Genomic DNA, 19,377 nt, shown 5'->3' on the forward strand with positions numbered 1-19,377 from the left:
CAGTGGGGTGGAGCAGTGCTGTCCAGGGCGTGGAACGGGGAACACGTGTACCGGACCGGCAGCTACGCTGGCCGGGTGCGCCCTCTGAAGGAGGGTGCAAAGCCGACAGCCGTCGCAACCACGGGAGCATCTCCATGGCCTCGAACACGCCATCGCCCATCAGCACGTCCCGCGTCGACTCGTTCCGTGAGGCCCTGGCCTCGCGGGTGGTGGTCGCGGACGGCGCGATGGGCACCATGCTGCAGGCGCAGGATCCGTCCATGGAGGACTTCCAGCAGCTGGAGGGCTGCAACGAGATCCTCAACATCACCCGGCCGGACATCGTGCGGTCGGTGCACGAGGAGTATTTCGCGGTCGGTGTCGACTGCGTCGAGACCAATACGTTCGGTGCGAATTTCGCCGCGCTGGCCGAGTACGACATTCCCGAGCGGGTCTTCGAGCTGTCCGAGGCCGGTGCCCGGCTCGCACGGGAGGTGGCGGACGAGTTCACGGCCTCGACCGGACAGCAGCGCTACGTCCTGGGCTCGATGGGCCCGGGGACCAAGCTGCCGACGCTGGGGCACGCCCCGTACGTGACGCTGCGCGACGCCTATCAGCAGAACGCGGAGGGCATGATCGCCGGTGGTGCGGACGCGCTGCTGGTGGAGACCACGCAGGATCTGCTGCAGACCAAGGCCGCCGTGCTCGGCGCCCGCCGTGCCCTGCAGGCCACCGGCAGCAACCTCCCGGTGATCTGCTCGGTGACCGTAGAGACGACCGGCACGATGCTGCTCGGCTCGGAGATCGGGGCGGCGCTGACGGCGCTGGAGCCGCTGGGCATCGACATGATCGGCCTGAACTGCGCCACCGGCCCGGCCGAGATGAGCGAGCACCTGCGCTACCTGGCCCGGCACGCGCGCGTCCCGCTGGCCTGCATGCCCAATGCGGGCCTGCCCGTGCTGGGCAAGAACGGTGCGCACTATCCGCTGACCGCCGGCGAGCTGGCCGATGCCCAGGAGACCTTCGTCGCCGAGTACGGCCTCTCGCTGGTGGGCGGCTGCTGCGGCACGACCCCGGAGCATCTGCGGCAGGTCGTCGAGCGGGTGCGCGGCACCGTCCCGCCCGCGCGCGAGCCGCGCCCCGAGCCGGGCGCCGCCTCCCTCTACCAGACGGTGCCGTTCCGTCAGGACACCTCGTATCTGGCGATCGGCGAGCGGACCAACGCCAACGGGTCGAAGAAGTTCCGTGAGGCGATGCTGGACGGGCGCTGGGACGACTGCGTCGAGATGGCCCGCGATCAGATCCGCGAGGGCGCGCACATGCTCGACCTGTGTGTCGACTACGTGGGTCGCGACGGCGTGGCGGACATGGAGGAGCTGGCCGGGCGGTTCGCCACCGCCTCCACCCTCCCGATCGTGCTGGACTCCACGGAACTGAACGTCCTCCAGGCCGGGTTGGAAAAGCTCGGCGGCCGCGCGGTCATCAACTCCGTCAACTACGAGGACGGTGACGGGCCGGAGTCGCGCTTCGCGAAGGTCACCGCGCTGGCCGCCGAGCACGGTGCGGCGCTGATCGCGCTGACCATCGACGAGGAGGGCCAGGCCCGCACCGCCGAGCACAAGGTCGCCATCGCCGAGCGGCTGATCGAGGACCTGACCGGCAACTGGGGCGTCCAGGAGTCGGACATCCTCATCGACTGCCTGACGTTCACGATCTGCACCGGCCAGGAGGAGTCCCGGGGCGACGGGATCGCCACCATCGAGGCGATCCGGGAGCTGAAGAAGCGCCACCCCGAGGTGCAGACCACGCTCGGGCTCTCGAACATCTCCTTCGGCCTCAACCCGGCCGCCCGGATCGTGCTGAACTCCGTCTTCCTCGACGAGTGCGTCAAGGCCGGCCTGGACTCGGCGATCGTGCACGCCTCGAAGATCCTGCCGATCGCGCGGCTGGAGGAGGAGCAGGTCACGACCGCCCTGGACCTGATCTACGACCGGCGCGCCGAGGGCTATGACCCGCTGCAGAAGCTGATGGAGCTGTTCGAGGGCGCGACGGCGAAGTCGCTCAAGGCGGGCAAGGCCGAGGAGCTGGCCGCGCTGCCGCTGGACGAGCGCCTGCAGCGCCGGATCATCGACGGCGAGAAGAACGGCCTGGAGGCCGACCTCGACGCCGCGTTGCAGGACCGCCCCGCGCTGGACATCGTCAACGACACCCTGCTGGAGGGGATGAAGGTCGTCGGCGAGCTGTTCGGCTCCGGCCAGATGCAGCTGCCGTTCGTGCTGCAGTCGGCCGAGGTGATGAAGACTGCGGTGGCGTATCTGGAACCGCACATGGAGAAGTCCGACGACGAGGGCAAGGGCACGATCGTGCTGGCCACCGTCCGCGGGGACGTCCACGACATCGGCAAGAACCTCGTGGACATCATCCTGTCCAACAACGGCTACAACGTCGTCAACCTCGGGATCAAGCAGCCGGTCGCGGCGATCCTGGAGGCGGCCGAGGAGCACCGCGCCGATGTGATCGGCATGTCGGGGCTGCTGGTGAAGTCCACGGTGATCATGAAGGAGAACCTGGAGGAGCTCAACCAGCGCAAGATGGCCGCCGACTTCCCCGTGATCCTCGGCGGCGCCGCCCTCACCCGCGCCTACGTCGAGCAGGACCTCCACGAGATCTACGAAGGCGAGGTCCGCTACGCCCGCGACGCGTTCGAGGGCCTGCGGCTGATGGACGCCCTGATCGCCGTCAAGCGCGGCGTGCCCGGCGCCGCCCTCCCCGAACTCAAGCAGCGCCGCGTTCCCAAGCGGGACACCGCGGTGGCGGAGATCGAGGAGCCCGAGGGCGCGGTGCGTTCGGACGTCGCCGTCGACAACCCGGTCCCGGAGCCGCCGTTCTGGGGGACCCGGGTGGTCAAGGGTATCCAGCTCGCCGACTATGCGTCCTGGCTGGACGAGGGCGCGCTGTTCAAGGGCCAGTGGGGTCTCAAGCAGGCCCGCACCGGCGACGGCCCGACGTACGAGGAGCTGGTCGAGACCGAGGGCCGGCCACGGCTGCGGGGCTGGCTGGACAAGCTGCAGACCGAGAACCTCCTCGAAGCCGCGGTCGTCCACGGCTACTTCCCCTGCCACTCCAAGGGCGACGACCTGATCCTGCTGAACGAGGACGGCACCGAGCGCACCCGCTTCACCTTCCCCCGCCAGCGCCGCGGCCGCCGCCTCTGCCTGGCCGACTACTTCCGCCCGGAGGAGTCCGGCGAGACCGATGTCGTGGGGCTCCAGGTCGTCACCGTCGGCTCGAAGATCGGCGCCGCCACCGCCGAACTCTTCGAGGCCAACTCCTACCGTGACTACCTCGAACTCCACGGCCTGTCCGTCCAGCTGGCCGAGGCACTCGCCGAGTACTGGCACGCGCGTGTCCGCGCCGAGCTGGGCTTCGGCGGCGAGGACCCGGACGACGTCGAGGACATGTTCGCGCTCAAGTACCGCGGCGCGCGCTTCTCGCTGGGCTATGGGGCCTGCCCCGACCTGGAGGACCGCGCCAAGATCGCGGACCTGCTCCAGCCGGAGCGGATCGGCGTCGAGCTCTCCGAGGAGTTCCAGCTCCATCCCGAGCAGTCCACCGACGCCATCGTGATCCACCACCCCGAGGCCAAGTACTTCAACGCACGGTAGCCGGCCGGATCCCGGGCGACCGGGACCATCGGGCGTTGTGCGGTGGCGCCGTATGCACAGGTCAGGGCCGTCCCCGGACGTCCGTGACCAGGAGCACCGCGCATTCCGGCGCGCACCGTCGTACACTTGTCGGTCCGGTAGTGGCCGGTCGTTCCCCCGCCGGGGAGGGCGACCGGCCCTTGCGTCCCTTGGGGACGTGGCAACGGAGGTGGATGGATGACCAGCAGCATCCCCGCAGTCGGCACCCGAACGGCCGAAGCCGCGACCCTCCAGGCCGTATTCCTCGATCTGGACGGGACCCTCGTCGACACCGAGGGGTTCTGGTGGGAGGCGGAGGCGGAAGTCTTCGCCGAGCTCGGGCACATCCTCGACGACGCCCACCGCGAGGTCGTGGTCGGCGGCCCGATGACCCGCAGTGCCGGCTATCTCATCCAGGTCACCGGTGTCGACATCAGCCTGACCGAGCTCAGCGTGCTGCTCAACGCCGCCTTCCTGGCCCGGATCGGCCGCGGCGTGCCGCTGATGCCCGGTGCCCGCAGGCTGCTGGCCGAACTCGCCGCCCATGACGTGCCGACCGCACTCGTCTCCGCCTCGCACCGCGCCATCGTCGACCAGATGCTGTACTCCCTCGGCCCCGAGAACTTCCGGCTGACCCTCGCGGGCGACGACCTGACGCGCACCAAGCCGCATCCGGATCCGTATCTGACGGCCGCCGCGCGGCTGGGCGTGGACCCGGCGTGCTGCGCGGTCATCGAGGACACCCTGACCGGTGTATCGGCAGGTGAGGCGGCGGGTTGCCCGGTCGTCGCGGTGCCGTCGGTGGCGCCGGTCCCGCCGCCTCACCTGCCGATACACCGGTCAGGGTGTCCTCGATGACCGCGCGGCTGGGCGTGGACCCGGCGTGCTGCGCGGTCATCGAGGACACCCTGACCGGTGTATCGGCAGGTGAGGCGGCGGGTTGCCCGGTCGTCGCGGTGCCGTCGGTGGCGCCGGTCCCGCCGGCCGCGGGCCGCACGATCGTCCCGTCGCTGGAAGAAGTCGATCTCCCATTTCTCCGAACACTCATCACGGAAAGCCGCCGGACCGTGCACTGAGCGTGTCCCGAAGAAAGCCCCGGGAACCGAGGGGAGCGGCCCGCTTATTTTCCGTGACGAATGCACTGACCGAATTGCAGCGACACCGTTGATCCCTGAACGCGTGACGTTTCTCACGCGCCAGGGCATCGACAGCGGGCCCCACAGGTGCTCCAGGGGGCCCCATGGGGGGTTTCTACGGGGGTAAGTGTCCGGATTGATGGAGCAACGCGCGTATCGTTCCCCCGTCCGGATATCGATCCGGCCTCCTCCGTTATCCATACGCCATATCGATTCAACTCCTTTGTGTCTCAGCGCGGCTGGCCGTGCCTACTAATCTCGACGCGAGCAACACCTCTGCGCTGATAAGGAACCTGCCGACGATGAATCGCAAGACCTTGGTGCTGCCGGCGCTGGCCGGACTCCTGGCCCCCGTCCTTGCTGCCTGCGGCGGCTCGGACGGCGCGGGCGACGGCGGCAAGCCCATCGTCGTGGGAGTCGCCTCCCAGATCGAGGCAACCAAGGCAGCGCCCGCCCCTCTCGACCCGGCACAGGCCTACGACGTCGACGCCTGGAACGTGTTGCGCAGCACCCTCCAGACGCTGATGCGCCTGCCCAGGTCCGGCACCGCGCCGGTGCCCGAGGCCGCCGAGTCCTGCGGGTTCCGCGACACCCAGAACGAGCAGTACCGCTGCACCCTGCGCAGCGGACTGAAGTTCTCCAACGGCCATGCCCTGACCGCGCAGGACGTGAAGTTCTCCATCGACCGGATGCGCGGCATCAACAACGCCAACGGTCCGGTGTCGCTGCTCAGCGGCATCGACAAGGTCGAGGCACCCAGCGACTCCGAGGTGGTCTTCCACCTCAAGAAGCCGGACGCCACCTTCCCGCAGAAGCTCGCGACGCCGGCCGCCGCCATCGTCGACAGCGAGGTCTACCCGAAGACCCGTCTGTACAACGGCTTCGACGTGGTCGGCTCCGGCCCCTACACGCTCAAGACCGAGCGCAAGAACGGCCGTCTCGCCAAGGCGATCTTCACCAGGTACCCCGGCTACAAGGGCGGTGAGAAGCCCAAGAGCGACAAGGTCGAGATGCGCTTCTTCGACGACTCCACCGCCATGGAGAAGGCGCTGCGCACGGGCGGCATCGACCTGATGAACCGCGGTCTGTCGCCCGCCCAGGTCAAGGGCCTGGAGAACTCCCGCGACAGCCACATCGTGCTCCAGGAGATGCCCGGCCAGGAGATCCGCTACCTCGCCTTCAACATGAAGGACCCGGCGGTGTCCGACAAGGCCGTACGGCAGGCGATGGCGCAACTCGTCAACCGCTCCCAGCTGGTCCGGGACGTCTACTCCTACACCGGGGACCCGCTCTACTCGATCGTCCCCACCGGCCTCACCGGCCACATCAACTCGTTCTTCACCAAGTACGGGGACCCCAGCGTTTCGGCCGCCCGCAAGACGCTTCAGCAGGCGCACATCTCCACCCCGGTGAAGTTCACGCTGACCTACACCACCGGCCACTACGGCTCCAGCACCGTCCATGAGTTCCGTACGCTGCAGCGCCAGCTCAACCAGAGCAAGCTCTTCGATGTCGACATCAAGGGCATCGACGGCTGGCAGCAGTTCCGCACCGACTCCACGGCCGGCAAGTACACCGCCTACGGCATGGGCTGGTTCCCCGACTTCCCGGACGCGGACAACTACATCGCGCCGTTCGTCGGCAAGGGGAACTTCCTCAACTCCGCCTACCGCAGCACCAAGATCGAGTCCCAGGTGATCCCGGAGACCCGGCAGCAGACCGACCGCAACGCCGCAGCGGCCGGCTTCAAGCAGGCGCAGGACACGTTCGCCGACGATGTCCCGCTGCTCCCGCTGTGGCAGGGCAAGCAGTATGTCGCCGCCCGCGACGACGTCACCGGCGTGGAATGGGCCCTCAACTCCTCCTCGTCGCTGCAGATGTGGGAGCTCGGCCGCGGCGTGGCCGACTGACCCATGCGCATCCGACCGATGCGGTACAGATCCGCCGCGGCCATCACACCGCGGCCCGACAGGCACGACCCAGAACGTGAGGAACAATTAGTGAGGAAGCGTGACCCGCGGCTGGCTGCCCCGATCGGAGCGGGGCTGGCGACAGCTCTGCTCGCGCTCGCCGGGTGCGGCACGGACGACCCGGAAGCTGCCGGCAACGGTGTACCCGTGGTCATGGGAATGACGAACACGACCATGGCCACCGACCCTGCGGCCGGTTACGACCCCGATTCCTGGCTGTTGTTCAACAACGTCTTCCAGTCGCTGCTGAGCTTCCCCAAGGGCGGTACCACCCCCGAGCCGGAGGCCGCCCAGCGCTGTGCCTTCACCGACGGTGACAGCAAGGTCTACCGCTGCACCCTCAAGGACGGCCTCAAGTTCAGCAACGGCGACGCGCTGACGTCCAAGGACGTCAAGTTCTCCTTCGACCGCACCCGGCGCATCAACGACAAGAACGGCCCCGCCGTGATGTTCTCCGCGCTCGACAAGGTCGACACACCGGACGCCAAGACCGTGGTCTTCCGCCTGAAGACGCCCGACGCCACCTTCCCGATGAAGATCGCTTCGGGCGCCGGCTCCATCGTCGACCACGCCGACTACCCGGCCGACCGGCTGCGTTCCGACGGCAAGGCCACCGGGTCCGGCATCTACACGCTCAAGGAGTACAACTCCAGCAAGGCCGTCTTCAAGGTCAACGGCTCCTACAAGGGCCCCGCGAAGGCCAAGAACTCCGGGATGACCGTGAAGTTCTTCAAGGGCGCGGAGCAGCTCAAGTCGGCCGTCGAGAAGGGCGACGTCGATCTGGCCTATCGCGGCCTGTCGATGAAGGACATCGCCGCACTGGACAACGCCTCCCTGCACCAGCAGCACGGCACCCAGGTCGTCGAGGGCAGCAGCGCCGAGGTGATGCACCTGGTCTTCAACCTCAAGGACCCGGTCGCCGGCAAGCTCGGCGTCCGCAAGGCCATCGCCTACCTCCTGGACCGCTCGAACCTCGTCCGGGACGTCTACCAGCACACCGCGGAACCGCTCTACTCGGTCGTCCCGGCCGGAATCACCGGCCACAACACCGCCTTCTTCGACACCTACGGCGACCAGCCGAAGCCCGACAAGGCGAAGGAAGCGCTGCGCTCGGCCGGTGTGCACGGCAAGGTGCCGCTCACCCTGTGGGCCACCCCCGACCGGTTCGGCCCGGGCACCGTCCCCGCCTTCCAGGAGATCGCCCAACAGCTCAACCGCAGCGGCCTGTTCGACGCCAAGGTGCGCAGCGTGCCCACCAAGGAGTACGAGAAGGGCGTGGCCGCCGGCCGGTTCGGCGTCTACGTGAAGGGCTGGATCCCCGACTATCCGGATCCCGACAACTTCACCCAGCCGTTCTTCGGCAAGGACAGCGTGCTGTCCAACCACTACAGCTCGCCCACCATCACCGGCCGGCTGCTGCCCAAGACGGCCGACCAGCCGGACCGCGGCGCCACCAAGTCCGACTTCCGGGAGCTGCAGAACATCATCGCCCAGGACGTGCCGGTCATACCGATATGGCAGGGCAAGCAGTACGCGGTCGCCCGTGACGGCATCTCCGGCCTGGAATGGACCCTGGACTCCTCGACCGTCTTCCGGTTCTGGGAGATCAGCAAGCCCTCCGAGGCCTGACACGCCCTAGCACACGGCGGCGGGGCCGGTCCGGGAACTCCCGGGCCGGCCCCGCCGTCGTTCGTCTGTCGTGTCGTGTCGTGCGGCCGGCCGCTACTGCGCGCCGGGCCGCACCAGCCCGCTCTCGTACGCGTACACCGCCGCCTGCACCCGGTCCCGCAGGCCCAGCTTCGTCAGCACATGCCCCACATGCGTCTTGACGGTGGTCTCGCTCACGAACAGATCCGCGGCGATCTCCGCGTTGGACAGCCCACGGGCCACCAGCTTGAGCACCTCCACCTCACGTTCCGTGAGGGTGTGCAGGGTGTCCGGCACCGGCTCCTCGCCGGACGGCAGCTGGCCCGCGTACTTGTCCAGCAGCCGGCGCGTGATGCTCGGCGCCAGCATCGCCTCGCCCGCCGCCACCACCCGGATCGCCTGCACCAGCTCATCGGCCGGCGCGTCCTTGAGCAGAAAGCCGCTGGCCCCTGCCCGCAGCGCCTCGACGACGTACTCGTCCAGATCGAAGGTGGTCAGCACCAGCACCTTCGCCGGGCCGTCCTTCGCCGGGCCGGTGATCTGGCGGGTCGCCTCCACCCCGTCCATCCGGGGCATCCGGATGTCCATCAGCACCACGTCCGGCTGCAGCGCCCGCACCTGCTCCAGTGCCTGCAGACCGTCCCCGGCCTCGCCGACCACCGCCAGATCCTGCTCCGCCTCCAGAATCATCCGGAATCCCGTACGCAGCAGGGGCTGGTCGTCGACCAGCAGGACGCGGATGGCCACGTGCACTCCTTCGATAGGCCTTCTCCGGGCGATCGCGGGCCGGGCCCTGATCGCCCGGACCGGGTCTCCTAGATCTCTCCCATTCTGCCCTGCGGCACCACGGCACCGTCCGCCGGGCGCACCTCCAGCGGATACACCGGGGGAGTGCCGCCGAATTCGGGGCAGTGCGCCTGGTGGTCACACCAGCCGCACAGCTTGGTCGGGCGCGGTCGCCAGTCGCCGGTCGCCGTCGCCCGCTGGATGGCCTCCCACAGCGCCAGCAACTTCCGCTCCACGCCCCGCAGGTCGGCCTCCCCCGGGTCGTACGTCACCACATCGCCGCTGCCCAGATAGACCAGCTGCAGCCGCCGCGGCACCACACCGCGCAGCCGCCACATCACCAGCGCGTAGAACTTCATCTGGAACAGCGCACCCTCGGCGAACTGCGGCCGCGGCGCCTTGCCGGTCTTGTAGTCGACGATCCGCACCTCGCCCGTCGGCGCGACATCCACCCGGTCGATGAACCCCCGCAGCCGCAGCCCCGAATCCAGCACCGTCTCCACGTACAGCTCACGGTCGGCCGGCTCCAGACGCGTCGGGTCCTCCAGCGCGAACCACCGCTCCACCAGCGCCTCGGCCTCCGCCAGCCAGGTCGCCAGCCGCTCGCCCGCGGTGTCGCCCGTGCTGCCGTCCGCCGTGTCGTCCGCGAACAGCTCGGCCAGCTCCGGCCGCTTGGCCAGCAGTTTCTCCCACTCGGCCGGCACCATCGCCCGCGCCCCGGCCGCCGTACGCTCCGCCGCCGGAGCGTCGAAGAGCCGCTCCAGCACGGCATGGACGACCGTGCCACGCGTCGCCGCCGCGCTCGGCTTCTCCGGCAGCCGGTCGATCACCCGGAAGCGGTAGAGCAGCGGGCACTGCATGAAATCGCCGGCCCGCGACGGCGACAGCGCCACCGGCGGCCGCGGCCCCTCCCGGTCCTCCGTTCCTGCTCCGGTGGCCTCCGCCGGCGCCCCGGCGGTCTCCGTCCCCGGCCCGCCGGGCCCGTCCTGCGTGACCGCCCCGGTCTGCTCCGCGCTCCATCCCATGCCGCAAAACCCTACGGCCCGCCACTGACAGGCGCTCACGCCGCGGTAGCCGCAAGGGCCCCGCGGCAGGTCGGGGCGGGGCACTCCGCATACCATCGACGCTGGACCCTTTCGCCCTGCATGATCGAGATACCAGGCCGAACAGGGGCGAATGCCGTAGTCGATGAGGGGACGCCGTGGACCAGAGCGGGAAGTCGCAGGACCCCCAGGAGTCCGTGCGGCCTCAGCCGCCCGAACCGCCCGAGCACCACGACCCGCCCAAGGCGCCCACGCCGGGCAGAAAGGGCAGCGGCGGCGGCATCCTGATGGGCCGTCCCTTCGGTGTGCCCGTGTACGTGGCCCCCAGCTGGTTCCTCGTCGCCGCCCTGATCACCTGGGTCTTCGGCGGCCAGCTGGAGCGGGTCCTGCCCGAGCTCGGCGCCGCCCGCTATCTCGTCTCGCTCTTCTTCGCCGTCGCCTTCTACGCGTCGGTGCTCGTCCACGAGCTGGCGCACACCGTGGCCGCGCTCCGCTTCAAGCTCCCCGTGCGCCGCATCCAGCTGCAGTTCTTCGGCGGCGTCTCGGAGATCGAGAAGGAGACCGAGACGCCCGGCAGGGAGTTCGTCCTGGCTTTCGTCGGCCCGCTGCTCTCCCTCGTCCTCGCCGGCGTTTTCTACGCCGGGATGCACCTGGTCGAGCCGGGCACGGTCCCCGGCGTGCTGCTCGCCGGCCTGATGCTCTCCAACCTCATCGTTGCGATCTTCAACCTGCTGCCCGGCCTGCCCCTGGACGGCGGCCGGATGCTGCGCGCCGTCGTCTGGAAGCTCACCGGCAGGCCCATGAGCGGCACCATCGCCGCCGCCTGGGTCGGCCGCGCCCTCGCCGTCACGGTCCTCTTCGGCCTGCCGCTGCTCACCCACACCGGCGCCCTGGGCAACGCCCGCCCCGAGATCGGCGGCGCCGACTCGCTCACCGACGCCCTGCTCGCCGCGATCCTCGCCGCCATCATCTGGACCGGCGCCGGCAACAGCCTGCGCATGGCCCGGCTGCGCGAACGCCTCCCCGACCTCACCGCCCGCATCCTGACCCGGCGTGCCGTCCCCGTCGAGACCGACACCCCGCTCTCCGAGGGGCTGCGCCGCGCCAACGACGCCGGCGCCCGCGCCCTGGTCGTCGTCGACCGCCAGGGCCACCCCACCGCCCTCGTCCGCGAGGCCGCCATCGTCGGCGTCCCCGACCACCGTCGCCCGTGGGTCGCCGTGGGCACCCTCGCCCAGGACCTCAAGGACGGGATGCGGGTCTCCGCCGAGCTCGCCGGCGAGGACCTCTTGGAGTATCTGCGCGCCACGCCCGCCACCGAATACCTCGTCGTCGAGGAGACCGGCGAGATCTACGGCGTACTGTCCACCGCCGACGTCGAGCGCGCCTTCGTCTCCGCCATGGCCCGCCGCCCCTGACCCCGCGCGCACGGCCCGCCCGCCGCCTCCCGGTCCGCCCGGCGGCCGCCCACTGGTCCGCGGCGCCCCAACGGGCCGGTAGGCTGGTCACATGTCCGAACCGACCGGTGCCGCCCGCCGTCGCGGGCCCTTCAAGGTCGGGGACCAGGTCCAGCTCACCGACCCCAAGGGACGCCACTACACCTTCACGCTCGAAGAGGGAAAAAGCTTCCACACCCACAAGGGAGCCTTCCCCCACGACGAGCTGATCGGTGCTCCCGAGGGCAGCGTTGTCCGTACCACCGGGAACGTCGCCTACCTCGCGCTGCGCCCGCTGCTCCCCGACTACGTCCTGTCCATGCCCCGCGGCGCCGCCGTGGTCTACCCCAAGGACGCGGGGCAGATCCTGGCGATGGCCGACATCTTCCCCGGCGCCCGCGTCGTCGAGGCCGGTGTGGGCTCCGGCTCGCTGAGCAGCTTCCTGCTGCGCGCCATCGGCGACGACGGCATGCTGCACTCCTACGAGCGCCGCGCCGACTTCGCCGAGATCGCCACGCAGAACGTCGAGCGCTACTTCGGCGGTCCGCACCCTGCATGGACGCTCACGGTCGGTGACCTCCAGGACAACCTCTCCGACGCCGACGTCGACCGCGTCATCCTCGACATGCTCGCCCCCTGGGAGTGCCTGGAGGCCGTCTCCAAGGCCCTGGTCCCCGGCGGCATCCTCTGCGCCTACGTCGCGACGACGACGCAGCTGGCCCGCACCGTCGAGGCGATCCGCGAGCACGGCACCTTCAACGAGCCGTCGGCCTGGGAGACCATGGTCCGCACCTGGCACGTCGAGGGCCTCGCCGTCCGCCCCGACCACCGCATGATCGGCCACACCGGCTTCCTGCTGACCGCCCGCCGCCTCGCCGACGGCGTCGAGCCCCCGCTGCGCCGCCGCCGCCCCGCCAAGGGCGCCTACGGGGACGACTACACCGGCCCGGGTGGCAAGGCGACGCCGGACGGACGGGAGAAGGCCGTACCGGCCAAGGACCGCTCCGCGGCGTCCGGAGACGGCTCCGCCGAGCGCGGCTGACCGACGTCACCGGCCCCGGCCGACCGACCGGAACCGGCCACCGAATCCGCAGGCGCCGCCGACGAGTTCCCGCCCGGGGAACCGCCGGCGGCGCCGTTGCGTTTCCCCCCCGGGGTCCCCACGGAAAACTCCTCCGGATCGGCACGGAAAACTCCCGTCCGGCCGGTTCCTTGGTATCGCCTGCTGTGGAACGATGCTGGGCACTCCCACCGCCACAGCACCTCACAGGAGTTACCCCGCGTGCAGCCCATGGCAGGCCAGGACCTCTTGCACACCCAGCCGCGCCCCATGCACTGGCTCGCCACCGCCACCGCCCTCTCGGCGGTCGTCGCGGCCGCGTCCTTCCTCCAGCCCGCCGACGCCACGGCCACGACCTCCAGCGGCGCCACCACCGGCCGGCACCCCGCGGCCGCCCCCGACCCCGCCAAGGTGACCTTTCCGGTGGACTGCGGCCCCTACCGGCTCGACGTGGTGAAGAAGGCCTCCGCCGACCTCGACGGCGACGGGACGACCGAGACGGTAGCGGCGGTCCGCTGCCACAGCGGGACCGGCACCCCGCCCACCGGCGTCTACGTCCTTGCCCAGCCGACCAGGGCCGGCACGGCACCACGGGTCGTGGCCACCCTCGTCGCGCCCGCCCAGCAGCTCACCGCCCAAACCCTCACCGTCAGGCATGGCGCGATCTCGGCGGCGTTCCTGGGCTACTCCACCCGCGAGGTGCCGCGCTGCTGCCCGGACACGCACAAGAGCCTCAAGTGGCAATGGAAGGGCGGGAAGTTCGTTCAGAGCGAACTCCCCGCCGCCATGAGCACCGCGCGTGCGTGATCTGTCACATGATGTGGTCGGCGGGCGCGTTCCGCACCCCGCCGGCTACTCCGCGTCCGGGCCGTAGACCTCGACGCCGTCCTTGACCCGGCGGACGTGGATGCAGTCCCCGGGGCACTCCTTCGCCGAGTCCCGCACGTCGGCGAGCAGCTTCAGCGGGACCGGCGTTGTGGCCCCCTCGTCCTGCAGCAGCTCGTCAGCGGGGCTTTTCACGTAGGCCAGCCCGTCGATGTCGAGCTCGAAGACCTCGGGCGCATACTGCGCACAGATGCCGTCCCCGGTGCACAGATCCTGGTCGATCCATACTTCCAGCTCTGGGGCTTCGTCCTGTGCGGTCATCTCGCCTGCCGTTCCTGCGTACGTGAACCGTTTTTGTCTAAGTGGCGCCAGCCCTGACGGGTGTTGACCGACTCGACGATACAACCGCTCGCTTTCCGATGTTGTTGGGTGGGTATTCCCTTGGCGTGAGGACGTGCGCAAGGGTGAAGATCGGACACGCCCCGACAGTCTTTTCGATCTAGGGGTTTCAACCTGCACCGGCCCAGGTAGGGTCAGGAAGCGTCCAGCTCCTTGGAGGAGGTGAGGACCGTGGCAGCCCACGACGACGACATCAACCGCGGCATCCGGCCGGGGCGAGGGTCTGAAGATCCCGCCGGCCAGGTTGCCTATCTCGAGCAGGAGATCGCCGTCCTGCGACGCAAGCTCGCCGACTCTCCGCGTCACACGAGGATTCTCGAAGAGCGGATCGTCGAGCTGCAGACCAACCTGGCCGGCGTCTCGGCACAGAACGAGCGTCTCGCCAATACTCTCCGCGAGGCCCGCGACCAGATCGTCGCACTCAAGGAGGAGGTCGACCGGCTCGCGCAGCCGCCGGCCGGCTTCGGTGTCTTCCTGCAGGCGAACGAGGACGACACCGTCGACATTTTCACCGGAGGCCGAAAGCTCCGGGTCAATGTCAGCCCGAGTGTGGACACCGAGGAGCTCAGGCGTGGCCAGGAGGTCATGCTCAATGAGGCGCTCAACGTGGTCGAGGCCATGAGGTTCGAGAGCGCCGGCGACATCGTCACCCTCAAGGAGATCCTGGAGGACGGCGAGCGCGCCCTGGTGATCGGGCACACCGACGAGGAGCGGGTGGTCAGGCTCGCCGAGCCACTGCTGGACATCACCATCCGCCCCGGCGACGCCCTGCTCCTGGAGCCCCGCTCCGGCTACGTCTACGAGGTCATTCCGAAGAGCGAGGTCGAGGAACTCGTCCTCGAAGAGGTTCCGGACATCGACTACACCAAGATCGGCGGTCTGGGCGGCCAGATCGAGCTGATCCGGGACGCGGTCGAGCTCCCCTACCTCTACCCCGACCTCTTCAAGGAGCACGAACTCCGCCCGCCCAAGGGTGTCTTGCTCTACGGCCCGCCCGGCTGCGGCAAGACCCTCATCGCCAAGGCGGTCGCCAACTCCCTTGCCAAGAAGGTTGCCGAGGTGACCGGGCAGCCCGCGGGGAAGAGCTTCTTCCTCAACATCAAGGGCCCCGAGCTGCTCAACAAGTACGTCGGCGAGACGGAGCGGCACATCCGACTGGTCTTCCAGCGCGCCAGGGAGAAGGCGAGCGAGGGCACCCCCGTCATCGTCTTCTTCGACGAGATGGACTCCCTCTTCCGCACCCGCGGCTCCGGCGTCAGCTCGGACGTGGAGAACACCATCGTCCCCCAGCTGCTCTCCGAGATCGACGGCGTCGAGGGCCTGGAAAACGTGATCGTGATCGGCGCCTCGAACCGCGAGGACATGATCGACCCGGCGATCCTGCGCCCCGGCCGTCTCGACGTGAAAATCAAGATCGAGCGCCCGGACGCGGAGGCCGCCAAGGACATCTTCTCGAAGTACCTCACGGAAAACCTTCCGCTGCACTCCGACGACCTCGCCGAACACGGCGAATCGCGGAAGGCCGCAGTGAGCGGAATGATCCAGTCGGTGGTCGAGCAGATGTACGCGGAATCCGAGGAGAATCGCTTCCTGGAGGTCACCTACGCCAATGGTGACAAGGAAGTCCTCTATTTCAAGGACTTCAACTCCGGTGCGATGATCGAAAACATCGTAGGACGCGCAAAGAAGATGGCCATCAAGGCCTTCCTCGAACACAATCAGAAGGGTCTGCGGGTCTCCCATCTCCTCCAGGCTTGCGTGGATGAGTTCAAGGAGAACGAGGACCTGCCCAACACCACCAACCCGGACGACTGGGCTCGGATCTCCGGAAAGAAGGGCGAGCGGATCGTATACATCCGCACGCTGGTCACCGGAAAGCAGGGCGCGGACACAGGTCGCTCCATCGACACGGTGGCGAATACCGGCCAATACCTGTAACACCGCTCTCCGGCTGCGGATGTCCTGCACGGGGCGTCCGCAGCCGGACGCTTTTCCGGGAGCACCGGAACCGCTCCCCATAAGAGCGCGATGAACCAGGTAAAACCGGACTGGAGCAATGACTGTAATGATCTCCCCAGCGCCGCTAAGGCGTTCTAGGCTCTTCGGTACCGCGACATCACGCTGTGCGGGCGTGGGGCACGCACAGGGACCGGAGGCACCGCGGTACTTGAGCGCCGCCCTTGTCCAGGGGCGCCGCCGGGCTAGGAGGGCCGCATGACCGTACGGCGAGTAATGGGAATCGAGACGGAGTACGGGATCTCCGTCCCCGGCCACCCGAACGCCAATGCCATGCTCACCTCATCCCAGGTCGTCAACGCCTACGCGGCCGCGATGCACCGGGCACGCCGTGCCCGCTGGGACTTCGAGGAGGAGAACCCGCTGCGGGACGCCCGCGGCTTCGACCTCGCACGGGAGAACGCGGACGCCAGCCAGCTCACGGACGAGGACATCGGCCTGGCGAATGTGATCCTCACCAACGGCGCGCGGCTCTACGTCGACCACGCCCACCCCGAGTACAGCGCCCCCGAGGTCACCAATCCGCGCGACGCCGTGCTGTGGGACAAGGCCGGCGAGCGGATCATGGCCGAGGCCGCCGAACGGGCCGCCCAGGTCCCCGGCGCCCAGCCCATCCACCTCTACAAGAACAACACCGACAACAAGGGCGCCTCCTACGGCACCCATGAGAACTACCTGATGAAGCGGGAGACCCCGTTCTCGGACATCGTGCGGCACCTGACGCCGTTCTTCGTCTCCCGTCAGGTGATCACCGGCGCCGGCCGGGTCGGTATCGGCCAGGACGGCCACGAGCACGGCTTCCAGCTCAGCCAGCGCGCCGACTACTTCGAGGTGGAGGTCGGCCTGGAGACGACCCTCAAGCGGCCCATCATCAACACCCGCGACGAACCGCACGCGGACGCGGAGAAGTACCGCCGGCTCCACGTGATCATCGGGGACGCGAACCTCTCCGAGATCTCGACGTATCTGAAGCTGGGCACCACCTCGCTGGTGCTCTCCATGATCGAGGACGGCTTCATCGCCGTCGATCTGGCCGTCGACCAGCCCGTCCGCACCCTGCACCAGGTCTCACACGACCCCACCCTGCAACACCTGATCACGCTCCGCACCGGCCGCACCCTCACGGCCGTCCAGCTCCAGATGGAGTACTTCGAGCTGGCCCGCAAATACGTCGAGGACCGTTATGGAGCGGATGCGGACGAGCAGACCAAGGACGTCCTGACCAGGTGGGAGGACGTGCTCGGCCGGCTGGAGAACGACCCGATGAGCCTGTCCGGCGAGCTGGACTGGGTCGCCAAGCGGGAGCTGATGGAGGGCTACCGCCGCCGCGACCGTCTGGACTGGGACGCCGCCCGCCTGCACCTCATCGACCTGCAGTACGCCGACGTACGCCCCGACAAGGGCCTGTACAACCGTCTGGCGGCCCGCGGCAAGATGAAGCGGCTCCTGGACGAGCCGGCGGTCGAGCGGGCCGAGCAGAAGCCTCCAGAGGACACCAGGGCCTACTTCCGCGGCCGCTGCCTGGAGCAGTACGCGGACGACGTCGCGGCCGCCTCGTGGGATTCGGTCATCTTCGACCTGCCCGGTCGTGACTCCCTGCAACGGGTCCCCACGCTGGAGCCGCTGCGCGGGACCCGGAAGCACGTCAAGGAGCTCCTGGACCGCTGCCGCACCGCGGAAGAGCTGGTGAGGACGCTGTCCGGCCGCTGAACCACGACAGGGTCACGACAAAATTCCCGGCGATCCGCAGCCGATCCGGGGCTGAAAATGCCGCGGTGCGGGAATCATCGAGGTGACTCCCGGGCGTTGCAGCAAGTGCAGGGCCGATGTCGGACCCTGCTTGTAGGGTCGGATCTTGAAGGTCACATCGAGCGGGGCGAACCGAGCGGGGTGAGGGACATGGCGACCAAGGACAGCGGCGGCGGACAGGCCAAGGCCACGCGTTCCACCGAAGAGGTCGAGGAGCAGACACAGGACGCGCAGGCCACGGACGACCTCAAGGAACGCCAGGAGAAGCTGAGCGACGACGTCGACTCCGTCCTGGACGAGATCGATGACGTTCTCGAGGAAAATGCCGAGGACTTTGTCCGGTCCTTTGTGCAAAAGGGCGGGCAATAGGCGCTCTTTGCCTGTGAAACGAAGGCTCGGGGTGGGTGAGTGACGGAGCGGCGAAGCGCCGCGCGTGGTGTGGTGAGGAGAAGCTGCGCGCGGCCTTCGTCCCTCTGCGGTCGCACCGTGAGGGGTGCGGCGGCATTGCCGGGAGGGCGCGGCCGACGTCCACCCCCCTCACGCGTCAATACGCCCTCGGCGAAGCCGAACGCGAGGCGATGCTCAAGGAACAGCGCGGGATGTGCGTGATCTGCCTGGCTGCCGACCCTGTGCATGTGGATCACGACCACGAGACGGGTAAGGTCCGAGGCGTACTGTGCTTCAGCTGTAACGCAGCCTTGGGTCAATTCAAGGATCGGCCGGACGTCTTGAGACGGGCGGCCGAGTATCCGGAAGGAAACGTGTGGAAGCCAACACTCGAAGCATCGGGCGTCTACCAGCTGCCTTCCTGACGCCTGGCTCCTCGTCGTTCATGGACTTTCTCGGCGCGCACTCGCCCGATCTGCTGCCGGGCAACCGCCCGTTGCCGCGGGTGCAGGGTGCCATCGAGGCGCCGCACGGCACGACGATCGTGGCCGCGGCGTTCCCCGGGGGCGTGGTGCTCGCCGGTGACCGGCGGGCGACGATGGGCAATGTCATTGCGCAGCGTGATATCGAGAAGGTTTTCCCGGCCGACGAGTATTCGGCGGTCGGCATCGCGGGCACGGCCGGTCTCGCGGTGGAGATGGTCAAGCTCTTCCAGCTGGAGCTGGAGCACTTCGAGAAGGTCGAGGGTGCCCAACTCTCCTTGGAGGGCAAGGCGAACCGTCTGTCGACGATGATTCGCAGCAACCTCGGGATGGCCATGCAGGGCCTGGCCGTGGTGCCGCTGTTCGCCGGCTACGACCTCGACCGCGAGAAGGGCCGTATCTTCTCCTACGACGTGACCGGCGGGCGCTCGGAGGAGCACGGTTTCGCGGCGACGGGTTCCGGCTCGGTGTTCGCGCGCAGTGCCCTCAAGAAGCTTTTCAGGGAAGACTTCACGGAGGATCAGGCGGCCACCGCCGTCGTCCAGGCGCTCTATGACGCCGCGGACGACGACTCGGCGACGGGCGGGCCCGATATGGCGCGGCGGATCTACCCCATCGTCACGGTGATCACCGAAGACGGCTTCCGGAAGCTGTCCGACACGGAGATCTCGGACATCGCCCGGACCGTGCACGAGCGCCGAATGGAACAGCCCGACGGCCCGCGCGCGGCGCTGCTCTGACGGGACGGATGGTCCGCAATGCATTCGCCAGTGAGAGAG

15 protein-coding genes and 1 pseudogene are annotated in these 19,377 nt (G+C 68.8%); 13 read left to right on the top strand and 3 right to left on the bottom strand.

The annotated features are described in order from the left end of the window. Positions 1 to 134 precede the first annotated feature (134 nt). From metH to EST92_RS06780, 5 genes and pseudogenes are all read left to right on the top strand, one after another. Positions 135 to 3,644 carry a methionine synthase gene (metH, locus tag EST92_RS06760; protein WP_129280030.1) on the top strand — a complete coding sequence of 1,170 codons (3,510 nt, stop codon included), beginning with the start codon at positions 135 to 137 and terminating at the stop codon, positions 3,642 to 3,644. A gap of 216 nt (positions 3,645 to 3,860) precedes the next feature. Then, a complete protein-coding gene (locus EST92_RS06765) occupies positions 3,861 to 4,520 on the top strand; it encodes an HAD family phosphatase (RefSeq protein WP_129280031.1) in 660 nt (219 codons plus the stop codon). A gap of 2 nt (positions 4,521 to 4,522) precedes the next feature. Further along, positions 4,523 to 4,738: pseudogene (locus tag EST92_RS06770) on the top strand (HAD hydrolase-like protein); the annotation flags it as partial. Positions 4,739 to 5,100: 362 nt separating this feature from the next. Beyond that, positions 5,101 to 6,708: an ABC transporter substrate-binding protein gene (locus EST92_RS06775; RefSeq protein WP_129280032.1), complete on the top strand. Its 1,608-nt coding sequence runs from the start codon at positions 5,101 to 5,103 to the stop codon at positions 6,706 to 6,708. 90 nt (positions 6,709 to 6,798) lie between these two features. Further along, positions 6,799 to 8,397, top strand: coding sequence for an ABC transporter substrate-binding protein (locus tag EST92_RS06780; RefSeq protein ID WP_129280033.1), 1,599 nt, complete (start codon positions 6,799 to 6,801; stop codon positions 8,395 to 8,397). 93 nt (positions 8,398 to 8,490) lie between these two features. Here the strand turns inward: EST92_RS06780 and EST92_RS06785 are convergent, their stop codons facing one another. Together EST92_RS06785 and EST92_RS06790 are read right to left on the bottom strand one after the other, a co-directional pair. Further along, positions 8,491 to 9,162 carry a response regulator transcription factor gene (locus tag EST92_RS06785; protein ID WP_129280034.1) on the bottom strand — a complete coding sequence of 224 codons (672 nt, stop codon included), beginning with the start codon at positions 9,160 to 9,162 and terminating at the stop codon, positions 8,491 to 8,493. Positions 9,163 to 9,230: 68 nt separating this feature from the next. Then, positions 9,231 to 10,226 carry a RecB family exonuclease gene (locus tag EST92_RS06790; protein WP_129280035.1) on the bottom strand — a complete coding sequence of 332 codons (996 nt, stop codon included), beginning with the start codon at positions 10,224 to 10,226 and terminating at the stop codon, positions 9,231 to 9,233. Positions 10,227 to 10,402: 176 nt separating this feature from the next. Between EST92_RS06790 and EST92_RS06795 the strand changes: the two genes are divergently transcribed. The 3 genes from EST92_RS06795 to EST92_RS06805 all read left to right on the top strand — a co-directional run bounded on the left by EST92_RS06795 (position 10,403) and on the right by EST92_RS06805 (position 13,547). Continuing rightward, the gene (locus EST92_RS06795; RefSeq protein ID WP_129245401.1) at positions 10,403 to 11,662 is read left to right on the top strand and encodes a site-2 protease family protein; all 1,260 of its coding nucleotides are present in this window, start codon (positions 10,403 to 10,405) and stop codon (positions 11,660 to 11,662) included. 91 nt (positions 11,663 to 11,753) lie between these two features. After that, positions 11,754 to 12,722, top strand: coding sequence for a tRNA (adenine-N1)-methyltransferase (locus EST92_RS06800; RefSeq protein WP_129280036.1), 969 nt, complete (start codon positions 11,754 to 11,756; stop codon positions 12,720 to 12,722). A gap of 249 nt (positions 12,723 to 12,971) precedes the next feature. Then, positions 12,972 to 13,547, top strand: a complete 576-nt coding sequence (locus tag EST92_RS06805; RefSeq protein ID WP_129280066.1) for a hypothetical protein — start codon at positions 12,972 to 12,974, stop codon at positions 13,545 to 13,547. 45 nt (positions 13,548 to 13,592) lie between these two features. Here the strand turns inward: EST92_RS06805 and EST92_RS06810 are convergent, their stop codons facing one another. Further along, positions 13,593 to 13,886, bottom strand: a complete 294-nt coding sequence (locus tag EST92_RS06810; protein WP_129245397.1) for a ferredoxin — start codon at positions 13,884 to 13,886, stop codon at positions 13,593 to 13,595. A 249-nt stretch (positions 13,887 to 14,135) separates the two neighbouring features. On the opposite strand from EST92_RS06810, the gene arc reads away from it, so the two are divergent. The 5 genes from arc to prcB all read left to right on the top strand — a co-directional run bounded on the left by arc (position 14,136) and on the right by prcB (position 19,338). Then, positions 14,136 to 15,902: a proteasome ATPase gene (gene arc, locus EST92_RS06815; RefSeq protein WP_006607621.1), complete on the top strand. Its 1,767-nt coding sequence runs from the start codon at positions 14,136 to 14,138 to the stop codon at positions 15,900 to 15,902. A gap of 276 nt (positions 15,903 to 16,178) precedes the next feature. Beyond that, complete coding sequence (gene dop, locus EST92_RS06820; RefSeq protein ID WP_338059680.1) at positions 16,179 to 17,690, top strand: depupylase/deamidase Dop; 1,512 nt, start codon at positions 16,179 to 16,181, stop codon at positions 17,688 to 17,690. A 189-nt stretch (positions 17,691 to 17,879) separates the two neighbouring features. After that, positions 17,880 to 18,098: a ubiquitin-like protein Pup gene (locus EST92_RS06825; protein WP_129245392.1), complete on the top strand. Its 219-nt coding sequence runs from the start codon at positions 17,880 to 17,882 to the stop codon at positions 18,096 to 18,098. 35 nt (positions 18,099 to 18,133) lie between these two features. Next, positions 18,134 to 18,541, top strand: coding sequence for an endonuclease VII domain-containing protein (locus EST92_RS06830; RefSeq protein WP_129280037.1), 408 nt, complete (start codon positions 18,134 to 18,136; stop codon positions 18,539 to 18,541). After that, a complete protein-coding gene (prcB, locus tag EST92_RS06835) occupies positions 18,493 to 19,338 on the top strand; it encodes a proteasome subunit beta (RefSeq protein WP_129280038.1) in 846 nt (281 codons plus the stop codon). Before EST92_RS06830 ends, prcB begins: the two co-directional genes overlap by 49 nt. Positions 19,339 to 19,377: the final 39 nt, after the last annotated feature.

It is taken from the genome of Streptomyces sp. TM32 (assembly GCF_004122755.1).
Lineage (GTDB): Bacteria > Actinomycetota > Actinomycetes > Streptomycetales > Streptomycetaceae > Streptomyces > Streptomyces sioyaensis.

Coding starts and splice junctions, on each gene's coding strand:
- metH (WP_129280030.1), top strand. CDS start 135: ATGGCCTCGAACACGCCATCGCCCATCAGCACGTCCCGCGTCGACTCG.
- EST92_RS06765 (WP_129280031.1), top strand. CDS start 3,861: ATGACCAGCAGCATCCCCGCAGTCGGCACCCGAACGGCCGAAGCCGCG.
- EST92_RS06775 (WP_129280032.1), top strand. CDS start 5,101: ATGAATCGCAAGACCTTGGTGCTGCCGGCGCTGGCCGGACTCCTGGCC.
- EST92_RS06790 (WP_129280035.1), bottom strand. CDS start 10,226: ATGGGATGGAGCGCGGAGCAGACCGGGGCGGTCACGCAGGACGGGCCC.
- EST92_RS06800 (WP_129280036.1), top strand. CDS start 11,754: ATGTCCGAACCGACCGGTGCCGCCCGCCGTCGCGGGCCCTTCAAGGTC.
- EST92_RS06805 (WP_129280066.1), top strand. CDS start 12,972: ATGGCAGGCCAGGACCTCTTGCACACCCAGCCGCGCCCCATGCACTGG.
- EST92_RS06810 (WP_129245397.1), bottom strand. CDS start 13,886: ATGACCGCACAGGACGAAGCCCCAGAGCTGGAAGTATGGATCGACCAG.
- dop (WP_338059680.1), top strand. CDS start 16,179: ATGACCGTACGGCGAGTAATGGGAATCGAGACGGAGTACGGGATCTCC.
- EST92_RS06825 (WP_129245392.1), top strand. CDS start 17,880: ATGGCGACCAAGGACAGCGGCGGCGGACAGGCCAAGGCCACGCGTTCC.